At 45.2% G+C, this 20,053-nt stretch carries 15 protein-coding genes and 1 other RNA gene; 7 read left to right on the top strand and 9 right to left on the bottom strand.

Annotation, left to right across the window (positions count from 1 at the left end):
• The 3 genes from VIM72_RS17920 to rplU form a co-directional block, all read right to left on the bottom strand.
• A partial coding sequence (locus tag VIM72_RS17920; RefSeq protein WP_332004199.1) for a hypothetical protein occupies nucleotides 1-191 on the bottom strand: 191 nt, incomplete at its 3' end.
• Nucleotides 192-255: 64 nt separating this feature from the next.
• The gene (gene rpmA / locus VIM72_RS17915; protein ID WP_291929314.1) at nucleotides 256-534 is read right to left on the bottom strand and encodes a 50S ribosomal protein L27; all 279 of its coding nucleotides are present in this window, start codon (nucleotides 532-534) and stop codon (nucleotides 256-258) included.
• Between the two features lie 54 nt (nucleotides 535-588).
• A complete protein-coding gene (gene rplU / locus VIM72_RS17910; RefSeq protein ID WP_246121200.1) occupies nucleotides 589-945 on the bottom strand; it encodes a 50S ribosomal protein L21 in 357 nt (118 codons plus the stop codon).
• Nucleotides 946-1,319: 374 nt separating this feature from the next.
• On the opposite strand from rplU, the gene VIM72_RS17905 reads away from it, so the two are divergent.
• From VIM72_RS17905 to VIM72_RS17885, 5 genes are all read left to right on the top strand, one after another.
• Nucleotides 1,320-2,819: a GH3 auxin-responsive promoter family protein gene (locus tag VIM72_RS17905; RefSeq protein ID WP_332004198.1), complete on the top strand. Its 1,500-nt coding sequence runs from the start codon at nucleotides 1,320-1,322 to the stop codon at nucleotides 2,817-2,819.
• Nucleotides 2,820-2,908: 89 nt separating this feature from the next.
• Nucleotides 2,909-4,075, top strand: coding sequence for a 1-deoxy-D-xylulose-5-phosphate reductoisomerase (locus VIM72_RS17900; protein ID WP_332004197.1), 1,167 nt, complete (start codon nucleotides 2,909-2,911; stop codon nucleotides 4,073-4,075).
• Between the two features lie 85 nt (nucleotides 4,076-4,160).
• A complete protein-coding gene (rseP, locus tag VIM72_RS17895; protein WP_332004196.1) occupies nucleotides 4,161-5,495 on the top strand; it encodes an RIP metalloprotease RseP in 1,335 nt (444 codons plus the stop codon).
• Between the two features lie 71 nt (nucleotides 5,496-5,566).
• Nucleotides 5,567-5,938, top strand: a transfer-messenger RNA (tmRNA) gene (ssrA, locus tag VIM72_RS17890).
• 216 nt (nucleotides 5,939-6,154) lie between these two features.
• Nucleotides 6,155-8,536, top strand: coding sequence for an ABC transporter permease (locus tag VIM72_RS17885; RefSeq protein ID WP_332004195.1), 2,382 nt, complete (start codon nucleotides 6,155-6,157; stop codon nucleotides 8,534-8,536).
• Nucleotides 8,537-8,672: 136 nt separating this feature from the next.
• Here the strand turns inward: VIM72_RS17885 and VIM72_RS17880 are convergent, their stop codons facing one another.
• The 5 genes from VIM72_RS17880 to VIM72_RS17860 all read right to left on the bottom strand — a co-directional run bounded on the left by VIM72_RS17880 (nucleotide 8,673) and on the right by VIM72_RS17860 (nucleotide 15,537).
• Nucleotides 8,673-9,461: a hypothetical protein gene (locus VIM72_RS17880; protein ID WP_332004194.1), complete on the bottom strand. Its 789-nt coding sequence runs from the start codon at nucleotides 9,459-9,461 to the stop codon at nucleotides 8,673-8,675.
• A gap of 10 nt (nucleotides 9,462-9,471) precedes the next feature.
• Nucleotides 9,472-10,260, bottom strand: coding sequence for a hypothetical protein (locus VIM72_RS17875; RefSeq protein WP_332004193.1), 789 nt, complete (start codon nucleotides 10,258-10,260; stop codon nucleotides 9,472-9,474).
• A 29-nt stretch (nucleotides 10,261-10,289) separates the two neighbouring features.
• The gene (locus tag VIM72_RS17870) at nucleotides 10,290-13,730 is read right to left on the bottom strand and encodes a TonB-dependent receptor (RefSeq protein ID WP_332004192.1); all 3,441 of its coding nucleotides are present in this window, start codon (nucleotides 13,728-13,730) and stop codon (nucleotides 10,290-10,292) included.
• A gap of 168 nt (nucleotides 13,731-13,898) precedes the next feature.
• Entirely contained in the window at nucleotides 13,899-14,861 is a 963-nt protein-coding gene (locus VIM72_RS17865; RefSeq protein WP_332004191.1) for a FecR family protein, read from the bottom strand.
• 97 nt (nucleotides 14,862-14,958) lie between these two features.
• Nucleotides 14,959-15,537, bottom strand: a complete 579-nt coding sequence (locus VIM72_RS17860; RefSeq protein WP_332004190.1) for an RNA polymerase sigma factor — start codon at nucleotides 15,535-15,537, stop codon at nucleotides 14,959-14,961.
• Between the two features lie 353 nt (nucleotides 15,538-15,890).
• Here VIM72_RS17860 and VIM72_RS17855 point away from each other — a divergent pair, with 353 nt between their 5' ends.
• Complete coding sequence (locus VIM72_RS17855; RefSeq protein ID WP_332004189.1) at nucleotides 15,891-17,144, top strand: PepSY-associated TM helix domain-containing protein; 1,254 nt, start codon at nucleotides 15,891-15,893, stop codon at nucleotides 17,142-17,144.
• A 35-nt stretch (nucleotides 17,145-17,179) separates the two neighbouring features.
• On the opposite strand, the gene VIM72_RS17850 is transcribed toward VIM72_RS17855, so the two are convergent.
• Nucleotides 17,180-18,067, bottom strand: coding sequence for an AraC family transcriptional regulator (locus VIM72_RS17850; RefSeq protein WP_332004188.1), 888 nt, complete (start codon nucleotides 18,065-18,067; stop codon nucleotides 17,180-17,182).
• A 153-nt stretch (nucleotides 18,068-18,220) separates the two neighbouring features.
• Between VIM72_RS17850 and VIM72_RS17845 the strand changes: the two genes are divergently transcribed.
• Nucleotides 18,221-20,050, top strand: a complete 1,830-nt coding sequence (locus VIM72_RS17845; RefSeq protein WP_332004187.1) for a sodium:solute symporter family protein — start codon at nucleotides 18,221-18,223, stop codon at nucleotides 20,048-20,050.
• Nucleotides 20,051-20,053 lie beyond the last annotated feature (3 nt).

The raw sequence follows: 20,053 nt of genomic DNA, 5'->3' as shown, positions 1-20,053 counted from the left end.
TTTTTAGGAGCAGCTTTCTTAGCAGCAGCTTTTTTAGGAGCGGCTTTCTTAGCAGCAGCTTTCTTTTTAGGAGCAGCTTTCTTAGCAGCAGCTTTTTTAGGAGCAGCTTTTTTTGCAGCAGCTTTCTTAGGAGCAGCAGCTTTCTTTTTTGGTGCAGCTTTCTTAGCAGCTGCTTTTTTAATTGTTGCCATTGTTTTTTGAATTTGGGTTAGTAAAAAAATTGGGTATTAAAAAAAACTTTATGGCTAACACTGTTTAGGCTTCCGCCTGTGCAGTGGTATCAAATGCTTTAACAGAAACGTAAGTCTTGTTTTCGCGACCTTTTCTGAATTCCACAACACCGTCTGCTACTGCGAAAATGGTAAAATCTTTACCAACGCCTACATTTTGACCGGGATGATAAACCGTACCTCTCTGGCGAACAATGATGTTACCGGAAACAGCTGGCTGACCACCGAAGATTTTTACTCCCAGCCTTTTGCTGTGGGAGTCACGGCCGTTCTTTACGCTACCTTCACCTTTTTTATGTGCCATTGTATAATTACTTTATAAATTGTCTGATAAAAAAATTCAGCTTAATCAGGATAATTAAGCTATTTCATTGATTTTGATTCTTGTAAAGTGGGTACGGTGACCAACTTTCTTTCTGAAGCCTTTTCTTCTCTTCATTTTGAAAGCGATGACCTTATCACCCTGAACATGAGCCAGAATCTCTGCTTTTACTACTGATTTTACATCAGTGCCTACGGACAGCGTACCAGCATTATCTGTTAACAGTACATCGGAAAACTCCACTTTGTCTCCAATATTTCCTTGTAACTGCTGTACAAAAATTTCCTGGTCTTTTTGTACTTTAAATTGCTGACCTGCGATTTTTACAACTGCAAACATAATTATCCAAAATATAATTTCCGCAAAAGTAACCTTTTGTTTTCTAATAGACAAAGTTTTTCGGTCTTTTTTAAATCACAATGTATAAACACATAGGACGGACCGCTTAAAGCTTAATCTTTTCAAAGATACATACTTTCCTGAATTTTAAATTATTTTAACAAATAATGGTTTCCGGCCACAGGCCGTCACATCCACTTTTTATGCTATTTCCGGATCTCTTAAAAACAGCTATCTTGCTGTGCAAACCAACGCAATTTTGTATACTTTTGTCGTTTACGCGAATAAAACAGATAGGATGAGCACATTTACTTATTTATCTATTTAATTAAAAGAGGGTCATTTCTCCCGGAAATTCCTCATAATCAATTAAATCTTCAATAAATAAATATGCCCAACTGTAGTCTCTCAATTATAAAACAACAGGCATGAAGTTTAAATCACTGCTGGCCAAACCATTTGCTTCTATCGTATATAATAGGATAAAGAAGGAAATGTTAAGGGCGGTAGAAGATCAGGAGGCTATCCTGCAGGAGCTCCTGAAGACAGGCAGAAAGACGGAATTCGGAACAGAGCATAAGTTCAGCGGGGTACAAACCCACGACGATTTTAAGCAGGCCGTGCCTTTGCGGGATTACGAGCAGTTTAAACCATACATTGAAAGGATCAAGGAAGGCAAGCAGAATGTGCTGTGGAAGGGGCAGCCGATTTACCTGGCTAAAACCTCCGGAACCACCAGTGGCGTTAAATATATTCCCATCTCCAAAGATTCTGTGAACAATCATATAGATACAGCCCGTAATGCGTTGCTGAATTATATGGGAGAAACCGGTAATACGGCGTTTGCAGATGGTAAAATGATCTTTTTATCGGGATCGCCGGAGCTGGAAAGGGTGGGGGGCATTCCTACGGGAAGGCTGAGCGGTATTGTGAATCATCATATTCCCAGGTACCTGCGTACCAACCAGCTGCCATCTTACGAAACCAACTGTATTGACGACTGGGAAACGAAGCTGGACAAAATTGTGGAAGAAACCATCAACCAGGATATGACGCTGATCAGCGGCATTCCGCCATGGGTACAGATGTATTTCGACCGCCTGATAGAGCGCAGTAACGGCAAGCGGATCAGGGAGATATTCAAGAATTTTGATGTGATGGTATACGGCGGGGTGAATTTTGAGCCTTACCGTTCCAAGCTCATGGCCTCTATAGGGGCGCCGATCCATACTGTGGAAACATTCCCTGCTTCCGAAGGCTTTTTTGCCTTCCAGGATTCGCAGGATAAGGAAGGACTGCTGCTCAACACCAATTCGGGCATCTTTTATGAATTTATACCGGCGCAGGAGATCTTCAGTGAAAATCCTACGCGTTTGTCGCTCAAAGACGTACAAACCGGTGTAAATTACGCGATGGTGATCAACAATAACGCCGGTTTATGGGGATATAACCTCGGCGACACGGTGAAATTTGTTTCCACCAATCCATACCGTTTGCTGGTAACCGGCCGGATCAAACATTTTATTTCCGCGTTCGGGGAACATGTGATCGGGGAGGAAGTGGAACATAGCCTGATGAAGGCTGCCGCGGAAGAAAATGTGCAGATCACTGAATTCACTGTTGCTCCGATGGTGCAAACAAACGGGGAACTGCCTTACCACGAGTGGTTTGTAGAGTTTGAGAATATGCCGGAGAACCTGGAGGCATTTTCGAGGAAGGTAGATGAAAACATGCGTCGGAAGAATATTTATTATGATGATCTGCTGACCGGAAATATTTTGCAACCCCTGAAGATAAGGACTGTACGTAAACAGGGCTTTATCGACTATATGAAAGCTATTGGAAAACTGGGAGGTCAGAACAAAGTGCCTCGTTTGAGTAACGACAGGAAGCTGGCAGATGAGCTGGCCGCCTATTTACAAAAGTAACCGGTAATTCAGGCGAAGCGGCTGCCAGGCTATTTAACCGGCAGCTGATTCTTCATTTTTTGTTAACTGTAAAAAAGTAAATCACCGTAATGAATAAACGAAAGATTGCCATCTTCGGATCAACCGGATCCATTGGCATACAGGCACTGGAGGTGATCGCTGCGCATCCCGACAGGTTTAGTGTAGAGGTACTGACCGCACAGCAGAATGCTGACCTGCTGATTGAGCAGGCGCTGAAATTCAAGCCCAACGCGGTAGTGATTGGCAATGAAGAAAAGTACAAACAGGTAAAAGACATATTATTTGATAAAGGCATTAAAGTATTTGCCGGTGCGAAATCCATGGTGGAGGTAGCCTCCTGGAGCTCCATCGATATGGTACTGGCCGCCATCATGGGGTTTGCCGGCCTGGCGCCTACTTTATCTGCTATTGAACAGGGTACCCCGGTGGCGCTGGCCAACAAGGAAACCCTGGTAGTGGCCGGGGATATCGTAATGGCTACTGCCCGCAGGAAAAATGTGCCCATTATACCGGTAGACTCTGAACATTCCGCTATTTTCCAATGCCTGCTGGGAGAGCCTTTCAGCAAGGTGGAGAAAGTAATCCTTACCGCTTCCGGCGGACCTTTCCTGGGAAAAAAGCCGAACTTCCTGATCAACGTAAAAAAGGACCATGCCCTGCAGCATCCCAACTGGAGCATGGGCGCTAAAATCACGATTGACTCCGCCACCCTGATGAATAAAGGGCTGGAAATGATTGAAGCGCGCTGGCTGTTTGGCCTGGCGCCGGAAAATATCGAGGTGGTGATACATGCACAATCCATCATTCACTCTATGGTGCAGTTTGTAGATGGTTCCCTCAAGGCGCAGATGGGACTGCCGGATATGAAACTGCCCATCCAGTATGCGTTGGGATATCCCGACCGGCTGGCCAATGATTTTCCCCGTTTCTCTTTCCGTAACTATCCGTCGCTTACTTTTGAGCAGCCGGATACCAAAACTTTCCGGAACCTGGCCATTGCCACAGAAGCGATGCACAAAGGCGGGAACGCTGCGTGCGTAATGAATGCGGCCAATGAAGAAGTGGTAAATGCTTTCCTGAAAAACAGGATCGGCTTCCTGCAGATGACGGAAGTAATTGAAGAAACGCTGGGCAAAATACCATTTATCGAAACTCCCACCCTGCATGATTATTATGAATGCGATAATGCCGCACGTGAACACGCTGCATCCCTTATCAATTCTATCGTTATATAAATTGCCATTAAAAAATTAACAAAGAGTTTTGCCGGAATATGTATTAAAACTGATATATTAGGCAGATTAAAGCAGAAACAATTAAATGACTACAGAGGTAATATTGGTGAAAGCCGGACAGTTGTTACTGTCACTTTCCATTTTGGTAGTGTTGCATGAGTTAGGCCATTTTATCCCGGCCAAGTTGTTTAAAACCAGGGTGGAAAAATTTTATTTGTTCTTTGATCCGTGGTTCTCCCTCTTCAAAATAAAGAAGGGCGAAACTGAATACGGTATCGGGTGGCTGCCATTAGGCGGATATGTAAAGATATCCGGGATGATAGATGAAAGTATGGACAAGGAGCAGCTGGCCAAACCTCCGCAACCGTGGGAGTTCCGCGCCAAACCGGCCTGGCAGCGCCTTATCATCATGATAGGCGGTGTTACCGTAAATATTATCCTTGCATTTTTCATATACGCCATGATCTTATGGCACTGGGGAGAAACCTACCTGCCTACAGCCGCCGCCAAATACGGCGTGGTAACTGATTCCCTGGCCCGCAGTATCGGAATGAAGGATGGTGATAAGATCCTGACTATTGACAATCACCATGTGGAAGCGTTTGAAGCCATCCCCGGAGATGTGATCCTTTCTGAAGCCAAAAGCATCCAGGTGGAGCGCGATGGCAAAGCCATTAACCTTCCTATCCCGGCAGGTTTTACCCGGCAGCTGCTGAAACAGAAAGCACCTTTTGCCATGCCCCGGCTCCCTTATATTGCCGACAGCACCCTCCCGGGATCAGCTGCCGCCGCAGTTGGAGTGAAGAGCGGCGACCGGCTGATTGCCATTAACGGCCAGTCGGTTCCCTACTACCATGAATTTGCAACAGAGATCAGGAAGCATAAAAGTGAAAATGTGATAGTGACCGTAGTGCGTGGCAATGATACCCTGAACCTGGCTGCCAAACTGAATGAGAAAGGGACTTTCGGCGTATACCCCAGGGATCCTTTTGAGTATAAGGTAAAGAAGTATACATTACTTGAATCTTTCCCCGCCGGTTTCCACAAAAGCATCGACAAACTCGTTAAATATGTGCAACAGCTCCGCCTGATCTTTGTTTCCAAAGAGGTAAAGGTGAGCGAGTCGCTGGGTGGTTTTATGACCATTGCCAAACTGTTCCCTGATGCATGGGATTGGCAGATGTTCTGGGAGATGACCGCGTTTTTATCCATCATCCTGGCGTTTATGAATATCCTTCCTATCCCGGCGCTGGATGGAGGGCATGTACTGTTCCTGCTGTACGAGATCGTTACAGGCCGCAAGCCGAGCGAGAAGTTCCTGGAATATGCACAGATTGCGGGTATGCTGATCCTGTTTGGCCTGTTGATTTTTGCCAATGGGCTGGATGTATGGCGAAACCTGCTGAGCGGATTGTTTTAAAATATTTGCCGGCATTTGATTTAGTTTTCAAATGCCGGTTTTTTTTAGTATCTTTGTGAGCTATTTTAACTGGGGGTGCCTGGTTTTGACAGCATAGATCTTTGAGAGTGTAAGCATGCCGTGCGTTGGATAATTAGCACGATAATCTGAATATTCAAACTTTAATTGGCGAATCTAACTACGCCATGGCTGCCTAATTAAATTAGGTACCCATTATAGCCGCCTGGAGTTGTCGCCTTATGCGACTCCCGCCGCTGAATCATAAACCCATAGGGATAGGTATTCATGGTTTCTGTGAGTGAATACTGAAGCTACAACGGATAAGGAGACGGTTGGTTTGTTGCGCCCCTGCCAGATCCCGACAAAACAATGCGTAAATAAGCATGTAGAAAGCTTTCGGCGAATATGTTTGGACGCGGGTTCGATTCCCGCCACTTCCACTTCAAGGATTTTAAAGGCCACTGATTTTTCAGTGGCTTTTTTGTTTCTATAAACTCAAAAAAGAGCATTTTCAGGATGAGATAGGTTCCTCCAACCGGATGTTCTAAAACGGGCGTCCGGTGTACGAAAACGGACAATACGACTTTTCTAAATAACTGATTAACAGCTATATAATATCCGGCATTTTCTTAGTTTGCAGTACTGCCAAATGTCCCGGTATGTTCAGAAATTACTTTAAGACCGCTTTCCGTAATCTTTTAAAGAACAAGGCGCATTCTGTTATCAATATCACAGGACTCTCTGTTGGTATGGCCATAGCGCTGTTGATCGGCCTCTGGATCTGGGATGAGCTTACCTATGACCGGAACTTTAAAGATCATGACCGCATTGCCCGGGTGATCCAGAACCTGAATATTAACGGGGAGACCATCACCTGGTTTAATATGCCTGCGCCTACGGGAAAAGCGATCCGTGAAAGCTATGGCAGCAATTTCAAGCATGTGCTGATGACGTCCTGGACGGGTAGCCATATCCTCTCTGCAGGAGAAGATAAGCTGATCAAAGCCGGCAACTTTGCTGAAGCGGATCTTCCCGAAATGCTCGGCCTGAAAATGCTCAGAGGTACCCGGAACGGGCTTAAAGACATCAACGCTATTCTCCTGTCTGCATCCCTGGCAAAGACCTTCTTCGGTGATGCCGACCCAATGGATAAGATCATGAAGATCGATAACCAGATGATGGTAAAAGTGGCCGGTATATACGAAGATCTGCCATACAATTCTTCCTTCGCAAATATGGCCTTTATCGCCCCCTGGGACCTTATGGTGGCCAATACGCCATGGATCCGGGATCAGGAGGCCTGGGGTAATAATTCGTTTGAAGTACTGGTACAATTGGCAGATCATGTAAACATGGAGGAGGCGTCTTTGAAGATCAGGAATATTAAAATGATGCATGTTGATGAGATCAGCAGAAAGTTCGCCCCCAGCCTGTTCCTGTTTCCCATGAACAGATGGCATTTACATGCCGACTTCCGCAACGGGTTCAGCACCGGAGGCCGTATTCAATTTGTCTGGCTCTTTGGGATCATTGGCGTATTTGTATTGCTGCTGGCCTGTATCAACTTTATGAATCTCAGTACCGCCCGTTCTGAAAAACGTGCAAAAGAAGTAGGTATCCGTAAAGCCATTGGTTCTTTCCGTATACAGCTTATTTGCCAGTTCTTCTGTGAATCTCTTTTAATAACAGCGATCGCATTTATATTGTGTATAGTCCTCGTGCAGCTCATGCTTCCTGCCTTTAATGAGCTTGCCGGGAAGAAGATCAGTATACCCTGGGCACAGCCTTTATTCTGGCTGGCAGGACTGGGCTTCAGCCTGATCACGGGGCTCCTTGCCGGCAGTTATCCTGCCCTCTACCTATCGGCATTCAGACCTGTCAAAGTATTGAAAGGCACTTTCAAAGTAGGCCGTTTCGCAGCTATTCCCCGGAAGGCGCTGGTAGTAATGCAATTTAGCGTTTCCGTGCTCCTGATCATCGGTACGCTTGTAGTATTCCGGCAGATCCAGTTCGCCAAGGACCGTCCTCTGGGCTATAACAACAATGGACTGCTAATGACGCAGCTGATGACCATGGACATTCCGAACCATGTAGATGTTATCCGCCAGGAACTGAAGAATGCAGGAGTGATCACTGAAATGGCCACTTCCAGCGGACCTGTTACCGGCGTGTGGTCCACAAATGGAGACATTTCCTGGAAGGGCAAAGACCCTGATATGTCGATAGATATTCCCAATACCGGCGTTTCTCACGAATATGGCAGAACGGTGGGCTGGGAGTTTGTGGCAGGACGGGATTTTTCCAGGGAATTTGCCAGCGACTCCATGGCTTTTGTGATCAATGAAAGCGCTGTAAAGCTGATGGGGCTGAAAGACCCGGTGGGAGAGATCATCAAATGGAATGGAGAACCCTATAAAGTAATTGGCGTGATCAGGGACATGCTCATGGAATCGCCCTATGCCTCCGTAAGGCCGTCTCTTTATTGTGTGCGTAAAGACCACTACAATTACGCGATCATGAAAATAAACCCCGCTGCCAGCACCCAAAAGGCATTGAACAATATAACAGCTGTATTTAAACGCTACAGCCCTGCTCAACCTTTTACCTACCAGTTTGCAGATGATGATTATGCGCACAAGTTTGATGAAGAAGCCCGTATAGGTAAACTGGCCGGTGTTTTTGCCGTTCTGGCCGTTCTTATCAGTTGCCTGGGATTATTTGGTATGGCATTGTTCATGGCGGAGCAACGTACAAAGGAGATCGGTGTACGCAAAGTATTAGGCGCTTCCACTTTCAATATCTGGCAGTTATTATCGAAAGAATTTGTACTGCTGATAGTGATAGCCTTTATCATTGCAGCGCCCCTGGCCTGGTTTTTCATGCAGCGCTGGCTGCAGAATTATGAGTACCGCAGCAATATTCCCTGGTGGATCTTTGCTGTCACCGGTATTAGCGCAGTCTTCATTACTTTGCTTACAGTCAGTGGCCAGTCTATAAAAGCTGCCTTTATGAATCCGGTAAAGAGCCTGCGCTCAGAGTAAATTTCGCTGGATTGTGTTACTATACACCCGGGGTTATTAGCCTTAATATTATGTTTAGTTCCTCTAAGTAAAAAAATTAAAGGCCACTGATTCCAGCGGCCTTTAATTTTTCTGTAACACTAAAGGAACGTTATTCTCACCTCACCCTGTCGGGATGAAAATACATTCTCGCGTAATCCAGCATATATCCTCCCGGGGTGATTAAATACTGTTGTACCAAGCCCTTTTCTCCTGCAAGCGGCAACTGCATACCGGAAACAGCTACTGTGCTTTTAAGCTGACTGTCTTCAAACGCCCACTGGTCCGTAGTACCGGCCTTCGTAAAACAAAGGCTCGCAGCATCATCTACATTGGTCTTGTTATTGAAATCTGTTCCGGCGAGGTAATCCACGTATATCCATGCGCCAGGTTTAACATTTCTCGCTAAATAAGTTCTGTGCTCCATACCACTGCTGTTATCCATCCTGTAAAGGAATATGTCTACAGGTGTTTCGCTGTCTGTATAATGAATATAGAAGCCCAGTTTATTGGTAGAGGTATCTGTTGCCGGTGGCTGTACTTCCATCACTTTGCCATTGATATACAGGAAATTGATGGCTGCTTTGGTACCGCCTGGTGGTAAAGGCTTGCTGAAAATAACCTGTTTGGTAACCGTATCAGTTATTACTACCGTTTTCTGTTGCCGTTTTTCCAGGTAAGGATAAGCAACATTGAATTCAAATTTTTCTGTTGGCTTAAGCACTTTATCACCGGCGTATACAGTGGTATCTATAGTTATCAGAAGGGCGTTTCCTGATCCGTTGTAGCCATTAACCACCAAATGCATAGCCTTGCGGATATCCACATCTTCTTTATTACAGGCTGTGAAAGCAATGAATAGTAATAACAATAGTTGTGCTGCTCTATTATTGATGAATGTTCTCATTTCGTCGTGTTTACAGTTCTAGTTTTTTAGCGAATCTCATACTGTTGCCAACAGGGGCTTCTTCAAATATATATACCCTGGAAGATGCCGTTGATGCAGCAGGTTTGGGCGCAGTGGTAGCGGTTGCATGCCAGGTGTATGCAGAGCCCTCCGTATAAAACTCATTGGTACCTGCCTTGTAAATGTAAACCAGGAACAGCACAGCAGTAGGCTGCCCGTTATACACCTGGCCGGTAGTTGAAAAAGTTGAAATGCTTACAGGTGCTGAAAATTCATTCGGCTTTACATTTTTAATCCGGGTGATCTCTTCAAATACTTTTGGCGTGAAATAGTATTTACCTAAGACAATGTCTACAGGTTCCGTATATTTTGTAACGGTGGGGGTAAACAGGTATGATATTTTGATCTTACCATCTTCAAATGCAGGTATTTCCGGCATTTTGTTTACCTGTCCGTTAAAATAAAAGAACTCGATGGTAGCAGGACTATCTTCCTTTTTCAGCTCTTTGCTCATTACTGTTTTACCGGTACCTGTTTCTGTAATGCTTAGGTTTAATACAGGCTTATTATGCGGAATTATACATCCTTTGGTGGCATCAAATTTCCCGGGTGATGCTGCTGTAACTTCGAAGGTATCAAGTCTGACCGATAATGTTTCGTCGCTTCCGTTGTAGCCTTTCACAGTTACAGCCAGCATGTTATCTTCATAAAGGAAGTCCTGTTCCTTTTTGTTACAGGCCAGTAGTGTTGTCAGAAAAGTGCCTGTTAATACGGCAAAGAATATATGAATTGTTTTCATTTTTCTGTTTTTATAAAACAAGAGGAGAATTAAAATGTATAGGCAGCAGTTAAGCTGAAGGAAGCGCCTACTTTCCTAACAAAAGTTTCTTTATCGCCTACCCTGGTTTTGGTTTTTCCGTCGGCCGAAGTTTCTAAATAGCCTTCTTCATATTTCTGCGAGAACCCGTATTTCCATTCATAGATGTCGGACCATTCGGTGGCTGTGATAAAAGACCCTCCCAGGCCCTGCCATTTATCCTGGAGCTTATACGTATCGTTACTGTTGAGGTAGAAGCGGTATGGGCTGTTTGTGAGGTTGCTCATGTTGAACCTTACATTCAGTTTTTTATTCTTCAGGAATGAGTAGCTGATCTGCGCATCCAGCTGGTTGCGTGGCCGTTCGTATTCCACGATATTTGGTTCCATACCGGTTGCGAATGTTTTATAACCCATATGGTTATAGGCAACGTTGGCGCCTAAACGATTTCCGGCGTATTGTAACCCGAGGTTGTATAATACCGGTACCTGTCCATACAAAGGACGTTTCTCTTTCAGTAGTTTTTTTGTACGGTAAGAATAAGTGTTGCCGTATATGTCGGCGCTCATCGACTTTTCCGTGTACTCGGCAGCCTGTACGGTGGAGCTCTGGAAGGTAAGATTACCGCTGAAGTATAATTTATCAAGGAACTTCCAACCGGGGTAAATGAAACCTAAGCTTTTGCGCAGATCCGCTTCCCAACCATGTACCCTTGCCCATTCAGAGTTACTGGTGGTAAGATATACGCGCATGCTGGCATCCGTCCAGTTACGATACAGCTCTACGGGTTTATCGAAGTATTTGTAGAAATAGCCGAATGAAATTACTTCACCGGCTTTGGGATACCACTCCAGGCGAAAATCGTAGTGATCTATAACAGTTGACAATACCCCTTCGTTGCGGCGGTAACCGGCAATGGCGGGATCATAACGTATCATCATGGAATTTTCAATCAACGCCGGGCGCACTACTGATTTTGAATAAGCTGCACGGATATTGAAGTTTTCCAATGGTGTGGCAGTAAGACTTGCCGAAGGCAGGTAGCGCCAGGTTTTTTCCTCTGTTTCCGGGTCTGCTGTCGCAGTTACTAATCTCCCTGTTTCCGGGTCTACATATTTCTTTTTTTCGCCTGCTTCTATCAGCTTATCAATACCCAGATCATTGGCACTGTTTTTTAATTTTTCGTATTTATAATATTCCGCTCTGATACCCCATACCAGCCGGAGCCATTTCGTAAAACGGTTGTCGAGCATCGCATACAGGGCCTGGTTGTTGTTCTTACCTTCATATCCGTTCCTGGAGAAGGCTGCGGGATAATAGAGCAGGTCTTTCAGCGGATCTTTAAACTCCAGGAACTGCCCCCATTGCTGCACCGGCACATAAGGATAAATATTGTTGCCGGGTTGTGCGTTGCCGATTGGCAGAATGATCCAGTCGTATGTACCATGACGTTCCATAAACTGGTACCCGGCTTTCGCCACCTGTTTTTGTCCTAACAGCTTCGCCTGGTAACTCAATGCGCCTTCCGCTATTTTATTGGTTTCGCGGTAATAATATTGCGCCCGGTTAAATGTGCCATAACCGGGATTAGTGAGGGCAGTAGGCGCTACGTTATATACTGTTCCATTCAGGGTTTTATAGGGGTACAGCCAGGCTTCCACCGCATCCAGCTCATTGTTGGTAAGACTGTTGCGGGCCACGTTCCATTCAAATTTAAAAGCCCCAAAAGTGTGCTCGCCATTGATACGGTTTTGCAGCATATCAATAAACTTCGGACGGTCATACTCACGGATTTCAGGAAGCTCTCCACCAATTTCATTTCCCCAGCCTACAATACGGGAAAACTGGTTGTTAAAAACACGGGAATAGAAATTGCGCAAAGTGATTTTATGATTTTTTGAGCTCCAGCCCATGTTGAGCAGCGCTCCCCAGGAAGTAACAAAGTTATACTGGTTGGAAAAGGTTCGTTGCAGTTCTTCACCCGTTACGGCATCATACCTGGTATTGCCGATTTTTTCCCAGTTCCCTCTTTCGAAATGCGGAATATCATCTATGGATTGTTCATTGCGATAGCTAAGCGAACCAACAAAGCCAAAGCGGCTGTTGCTGATATTGTAGTTGCGCCCCAGGCTGAACTGGTAGTTTTGCCCGGGTGCTGCTTTGTAAGTTCTTGTGCCGAGGCGTTCGAAACCACCTATCCTTTTATTCTGTTCAGCTATCATAGCCGGTGTAACAGGTGTTATACCGGGAGGGGGTATTGCATTAGGATTTGTCAGGTTATAATTCTGGTTGGTAAAAACCATGAGGTCTTTTGGAAAATGATCCCTGCTGCCATCATCAAACCCCAGGTAATCATTTTTTCCACGGCCATAACCCAGGAAATCTTTACCGGTACTGCCGGAAATATATTTTGTACCGGCACTGATGGTCGTAAAATTTTCGTTGGGGATGGCAAATGTATTCACCTGTACGAGCCCTCCGCCAAAACCGAAGCTCATATCGGGGGTAGCGGTTTTGGATACAATTACATTATCTATCAGGTTGCTGGGAATAATGTCGAACTCGAAATCGCGTACCTGCACATCTGTACTTGGTAGAATAGCGCCATCCATCATAGCTACATTGTAACGCTCAGCTATACCCCGTACTACCACGCGACGGTTATCAACCGTACTAACACCTGAAATACGCTTCAGTGTTTCACCTACATTTTTATCCGGCAGGGCTGATATCTGTTCCCTGCTGATCCCGTTTATAATACCTGCTTCATTCTTCTGGCGCGTGTATAAAGATGCCGTAGATTCCTTGCTTGCAGAAGAGGTGATCACCACGCCACTTAAAGTACCTTTCTGACGTTTCATGGTCATATCCAGCTGGAATGCCTGTCCGTCCTTTATTTCAATATCAGTTACAAGTTTGGGAGCGTATCCGATAGAGCTGATCCGGGCCTGGTATTTCCCTTTGGAAAGAGGAATACTGAACGAGCCATCTGCGTTGCTGATGGCGCCCAGGCTGCCTATGCGAATGGTTACATCCGGTATAGGCTCTCCTGTTTCTTCGTCAATGATTTTTCCGGAGATACGGCTGTTTCCTGTTGCTGTATTGGCTTCGTCAATGGTGTTGCCCGGCGCTGCTGCCGGCCTGAGTATAATAGCGCCATCACTGATGCTGTAGGAAATGCCGGATGTTTTGCGCAACGCTTCCAGCACTTCCTTAACAGAAGGATTGGAATGGTTGAAATGCAGGATCTTTTCCAGGTGCCCACTGACCTCTTTCCCATAAGTGAACTGAACAGACCCGGTTTTCTCTATTAATGCAAGTACCTCCTTCCCTTTGATATCTTTTTGGGGAAGTTGGATAAGCTTTGATATTACCTGTGCGGAAGCGATATTTACGGCAAGGAATATCATACCGAATAAAAAACAGATGATACTGAGTATCCTTTTTTGCATAATTTTATTAATTAAATGTTACAGACTTCTTATTGGAACTGTGCGTTTAACAATGCTGCGCAGGAGGTGAGATACCGGCGCAGTATATGCCGGTCTGGGAACACAGACCGGTTTTTTTATCTCTTTAATCTTTCATTTTCATCATAGCGTAACAGGAGTTTAGATTTGTTAATAAATGATAACCTTGTTGTTTTCCTTTTTATACTGAAACCCGATTGTTGCTGATAACAGGGAAAGCGCTTCGGTAAATGACCGGTTTTTGATCCGGATAGTTACCCTTTCCTGTTTCCATTTGTTGTCCGTAATGACTATAGGCACATTGTACCAGCCGGAGATGGATTGCACTACCTCTTCAAAAGGCGATTGGTTGAAAACCATTCCGTTGTTCCACCATTCACAAAGCATGGCGGCATTCACCTCTTCGATTACTGCATGGCGTTGCTGTACATCATATTGCAGGCGGTTTCCGGGGATAAGATCTGCGAGTTGCCGGCCATCGTATTGCACGCCAACCTTCCCCGTGCGTACAATAACGGATGCATGAAGACTGTCCTGCGCAGTCACCTCAAAAGAAGTACCCAGCACCCGCACACGTAACCTGCCCGATTGTACATAGAAAGGGCGGGAGGGAGCCGGCTTTACTTCGAAAAAGATCCGTCCTGAAAGTGTAACAGCCCGCTCTCTGGTATTGAAATCACCGGGAATGATTAATGTAGCGCCGGGAAAAAGATGGGCAATACTACTGTCTGGCAGTTGTACCGTTTTATGAGCGCCCTTCATCGCTGTAATAGTTTGTACAGATGGTAATTGCCTTTTTGATAAGGTACCGTTTAACCAGAAGGCACACGAAAGAACAACGATAACAGCAGCGGCGTACCCCATCCATGAACGATAGCTGAACAGGGAATATGATTTGCCGCCTCCGCTGGTGGTTGTGAAGGAAGACCAGTTTGTATGACGTGTAAATGATTGCCAGAGCGCGGTGTGAATCACCTGCTTATCCTGCTCTTTTAAGGGTTGATCATCTTCGGGCCGCGCCTGCAGCCACTTTTCAATTACTTTTTTTTCCTGGTCGGTGGCCGTACCCTGAAGGTACCTGTCGACCATTTCCCTGATTGCTTCTATATTCATATAACCGGGAACTTTTAGATTCCTGACTATATGCCTCAAAAAAGAAGATTTTAACTATCGGGTATTGTTACCAAATTATTACCAAAAATGGGAAGGCTTAATTGCCATGCAGGAATATGGCGACAAGGATGGCTTCTTTTAAATGCTTTCTAAGTTTTTGATAACTTGAGTTAAGCTGATTACGAACGGTTTGTTCGGAGATATTCAACAGGGCGGAGATTTCTTTTACAGAGAGATGCTGTTCCTGGCGTAGCCGGTACACCTGCTGCATTTTTCCGGGTAGCCTGGTTATTTCATTTTCCGCTAATGCTTCTAATTCCTTTAAATGCAAAGGCTCCATATAACTGCTTAATCCCGGCAGGATGTTTTTGCCGTATTCCAGGCTTTTGCCGGCAATTTTAGCGGCCCGTGAAAAATGGCTCAGTACTTCATATTGAACCGCGGTATGCAGATAAGCCGCCAATGTAGTTTCGATATCCAGGGAAGCCCGTCGCGACCATATACTGATCATTACTTCCTGTACAACATCCTGTGCATCTGCTGTTGATTTCAACCGGTTAAAAGCATATACATACAGCTTCTCCCAGTACCTGTCGAAAAGTGTTTTAAAAGCAGCACCATTGTCCTGCTTTACCTGGAGCCATAGATTTAAGTCGGTAAGTTCGTTAAATGCCATTGAGTGCAGTAAGTACAGTAGCTGCAAAATTATATGGCTTTCCTGCAATAATAAATTCCGTAATGGACGATGGCCGTTGTTTTTAATCTTTCTGCGGCCTGGACCCGGCTATGGGACTGTCTTGCAAGCCGAATGTTATTTTAACATTAATCTACGGAAAAGGAAATTTGAAGGGATCCGGAAGAAGGGAATGCGCAACCGGGACATCCCATTAAGCCTTAGTACCTTATATGCTTTTTTGATGTAATACATCTCCCAGGATTTAATTTTTTCCGGATCCCGTAAATCTTTTTCCCGTTTTCGTAAACGTTTTGTGCCGGAAAATAACAACTTGCGGTCTGAAATACCAGCACATGCGCGTAGCCGAAAAAGCTCCTATTCATATAAAGCACACAGGCAAGGAGCCGGATACGGCGCACCGGGGGCCTCTCCCATACCCGGATAAAAGCAAAAAAAAGAAGAATAACGGCAAAAAGCAGTCATTTTTCCGGAAACTGGCAGGAGTATTACATCTCTGGCTGGGTCTTATTTCCGGGATCGTGATCATTATTGTGGCGCTAACCGGGGCTATCTATGCGTTCCAACCTGAATTGACGGATGCGTTCCAGCCTTACCAGTTCGTGGAAAAAGCAACCGGCCCTATGCTGCCTGTTTCCAGGATCAGGTCTGTTGCCGAAGCACAATTACCCGGGAAAACAGTAAGCAGGATCACCTTTTCCGGAGCAGAACGCTCTGTGAGCGTTAGCTTCAATAAGAAAAAGGAAGGGTACTATTATATGGTTTATGTAAATCCATATAGCGGGAAAGTGCTACAGGTAAAGGATATGGACAAGGACTTTTTCCGCCAGGTACTAAACGGCCATATGCATCTCTGGTTGCCCGACCCGGTGGGCCATTATATTATCATTTATGCCACCCTGGTTTTCGGCCTCATCATTATTTCCGGTATTGTATTATGGTGGCCCAGGAAATGGAGCAAGTCTGCAAGAAAGCAAAGTTTTTCGGTTAAGCTGAACGCATCTCCCAAACGCCTGAACTATGACCTGCATAACGTATTAGGCTTCTATGCCAGCTGGGTGATGATCTTCGTGGTGTTCACCGGTTTGGTTTGGGGATTTGATGCCGTGCGTAATGCAGAGTACTGGGTGTTTAGCGGTGGAAAGAAATACCCCGCAAAGGAAAAGACGGCAGCGGCAAAATATACTCCTCAACAAAAAGTTCCCGGTGCAGATCCGCTCGACCGGATTGATGCACAGATCAGGGAGCGTTATAATATTGCCTATGGCAGAACGCAATTCCTTTTGCCTTCCGGCGAAAAAGGAACACTCACGGTTCGTTATTTTCCTGAGCAAAAGCGCAGCTTCAATGCAGATTACCTTGTGTTTGACCCGCATACTGCTGCCATATTACCTGCCGGTGTACGTGGGAAATACGCGGATGCGGATGGAGGCGATAAAGCTAACAGGATGAACTATGATATACATACCGGCGCCATCGGTGGATTCCCCCTGCGGCTGGTCGTTTTCCTGGCAGCTCTCGTTACCGCTTCATTGCCCGTTACCGGGTTTTATATCTGGTGGGGAAAAAAGAAAAAGAAGCGACTGTAGCCGTTCAAATATGGCTGGTACGGCTGATGAAGAATTTAAAAAAACGCGCTGATACCATTCTCCAGGTATTGAAAGCGAAACTGCTTTGGCGTAAATCCTTTCTTTTTCCTGAAGATCCGGTTAAAATTGGAAAGGTTATTAAAGCCGCAGCCATAAGCTATTTCAGTGATAGAGTGGGTAGTGTCGATCAGCATACGGCATGCATGACCTATCCGGATATCCGTAAGGCTATCAATAAAATTAGACCCTGTTTTTTGTTTGAAGAAACGGCTGAAGGCTACTTCCGACATGCTGGCTGCCTTTGATACATCTGAGAGCCTTATCTGGTTGCGATAATTCTCTTTCATGAAATTGATGGCCTTTTCTATCCTCCTGCTGTGAAAGGTATAAGGTTGCAGGGTATTGCAAAAGGTAGTGGTAGAAAGAACACGCATGTTGCGTGAAAGAGACAGGTCGTTTAAAATAGACAGGAATGCCAGCATGGAATCAAATCCTGTGAGGGATATCAGGCTTTCAATTCTTTTATACAGGTTCATGGCGGTTTCCTGTGAAAACAGGATGCCACGGGCCGACCGGTCCAGCAGGTTTTTGATCATCGAAAACTGGTTACGGCGCATAAAGCTGTCGTCAAACAGGTCTTTATGAAACTGAACGGTAATTTCCTGGATAAGTTTGTTGGGGCAGTTATGTGTGAACCATCCATGCTGCAGGTTTGAGCCTACAAGCACCAATTCCCATTCGCCGATGTCTTCCATATGATCGCCTACCACCCTTTGCGCACCAGCAGCATTGTAAATAAAATTAAGTTCGTATTCCTCATGAAAATGAAGCGGAAAATCAAATCCTGATTTTACTCTTCTAAACACGGTATAGCAATCGTACGGGGTAAGCGGGACGATTTCCTTTGTTATTTGTTTTTTCATCGTGGAAGTATTACAGTAGGCTACATAAAAGATAAAATTTTTTCCTTGTTCAACCTATAACCTAATATAAAAAATATTGAGCGTAGCTAAAAAAGTATTAGAAAGTAAAAGCCCGGAAAATTATATTTGTTTACACCCTCCATTGCTAACCTTATGAAATTAAGCCTTTTAGATGTATCTATCGTTGTTTGCTACCTGATAAGTATCCTGCTGACTGGTTGGTTCCTGAGAAAGAAGGCCCGGCAGAGTAAGGAAAACTACCTGATGGGGGGTAAAACCATTCCCTGGTATATGCTGGGATTAAGCAATGCTTCTGATATGTTTGATATCAGCGGCACTATGTGGCTGGTGGCTTTATGTATGGTGTATGGCCTGAAAAGCATCTGGATACCCTGGCTCTGGCCTGTTTTTAACCAGGTTTTTAATGCGGTTTATCTTTCAAAATGGCTGCGCCGCTCTAATGCTACAACGGGGGCTGAATGGTTGGCGTCAAGATTTGGCAGTACAGGGCCCGGCACAAAAAGTTCCCATGCTATCATTGTGATCTTCGCCATTATCAGTTGTCTCGGATTTATGGCCTATGGTTTTATCGGGCTGGGGAAATTCATCGAGGTATTTGTTCCCTGGCGCCTGGTGCAGCCCTATGTTCCCTTTAATGTGCCGGCGCAGTTCATTGGTCATTTTTACGGCATCGTCTTCACTTTGTTTGCAGTGTTCTATACCGTTATAGGCGGTATGCACAGTATTGTGCTGGGTGATCTTATTAAGTATGTGCTGATGGTGATCGGATGTATAGGAATTGCCATCATTGCCAGGCAGCAGCTGGAAAGTAATCCCTTACTGGTTCCGGAAGGATGGAAAGATCCTTTTTTTGGATGGCGCCTGGATCTCAGCTGGCAAGGAATCCTGCCGGCTGCTGATGAAAAAATAGCGGGAGATGGCTTCTCCCTTTTTGGGCTTTTTTTTATGATGATGTTGTTCAAAGGGGTATTGAGCTCCCTGGCCGGTTTCGCTCCGAATTACGATATGCAGAAAACGCTTTCTGCCAGAAGCCCGGTGGATGCATCAAAAATGGCGGGATTCGTATCCGTGGTATTATTTCCCGTAAGATACCTGATGATAGCAGGTGTGGCGGTGTTGGGCCTCCTGTATTTCCATAACCTGCCTTTAACCGGTGATTCGGGGAAGATAGATTTTGAAAGAGTGTTGCCTGGTGTGATCAACAATTATTTGCCGGCAGGTCTTATGGGCATAGTACTAACGGCGTTGCTGGGAGCGTTTATGGGAACGTTCTCCGGAACATTGAATGCAGCCCAGGCTTACATCGTCAATGACATTTATCTCAGGTATATAAACCCCGCAGCAGCCACCAGGAGATTGATTCATGTTAATTATTTCGTTGGATTGATGGTAGTAGCCACCGGCATCCTGATCGGCTTTTTTGCCAGGGATGTGAACAGCATTCTTCAATGGATCGTATCAGGCTTATGGGGAGGCTACACAGCCGCCAATATCCTCAAATGGTATTGGTGGCGGTTTAATGCAAAGGGATTTTATTATGGGATGGCCGTGGGCGTATGTGGTGCGCTGGTAATGTCGAGGTTATTCACGGGGGTCGAATACCTGTATTGGTTCCCTGTACTTTTTCTGATATCCCTGGCCGGTTGCCTGGCAGGCACTTTCACGGCTCCGCCTACGGATATGCATATACTGGTGAAATTTTACAGCAGCGTACGGCCGTGGGGGTGGTGGCAGCCGGTAAAAGAACAGGCACTGGAAGAAGATCCATCTTTCAAACCCAACAGGGAATTTAAAAGGGATATGTTCAATATAGTAATTGGCACTGTGGCGCAAACCTGTCTTACCATTGTTCCTATGTACCTGGTGCTGGGGATGAAAAAGGAATTTTTTACTACTGCGGCATTGTTACTGGTATTAGGGTTCATTCTTAAAAAAACATGGTGGAACAAACTGGAGAATTAAAAG

It is taken from the genome of Chitinophaga sp. (assembly GCF_036569185.1).
Lineage (GTDB): Bacteria > Bacteroidota > Bacteroidia > Chitinophagales > Chitinophagaceae > Chitinophaga.
This window is presented reverse-complemented; position numbering and strand designations above follow the sequence as displayed.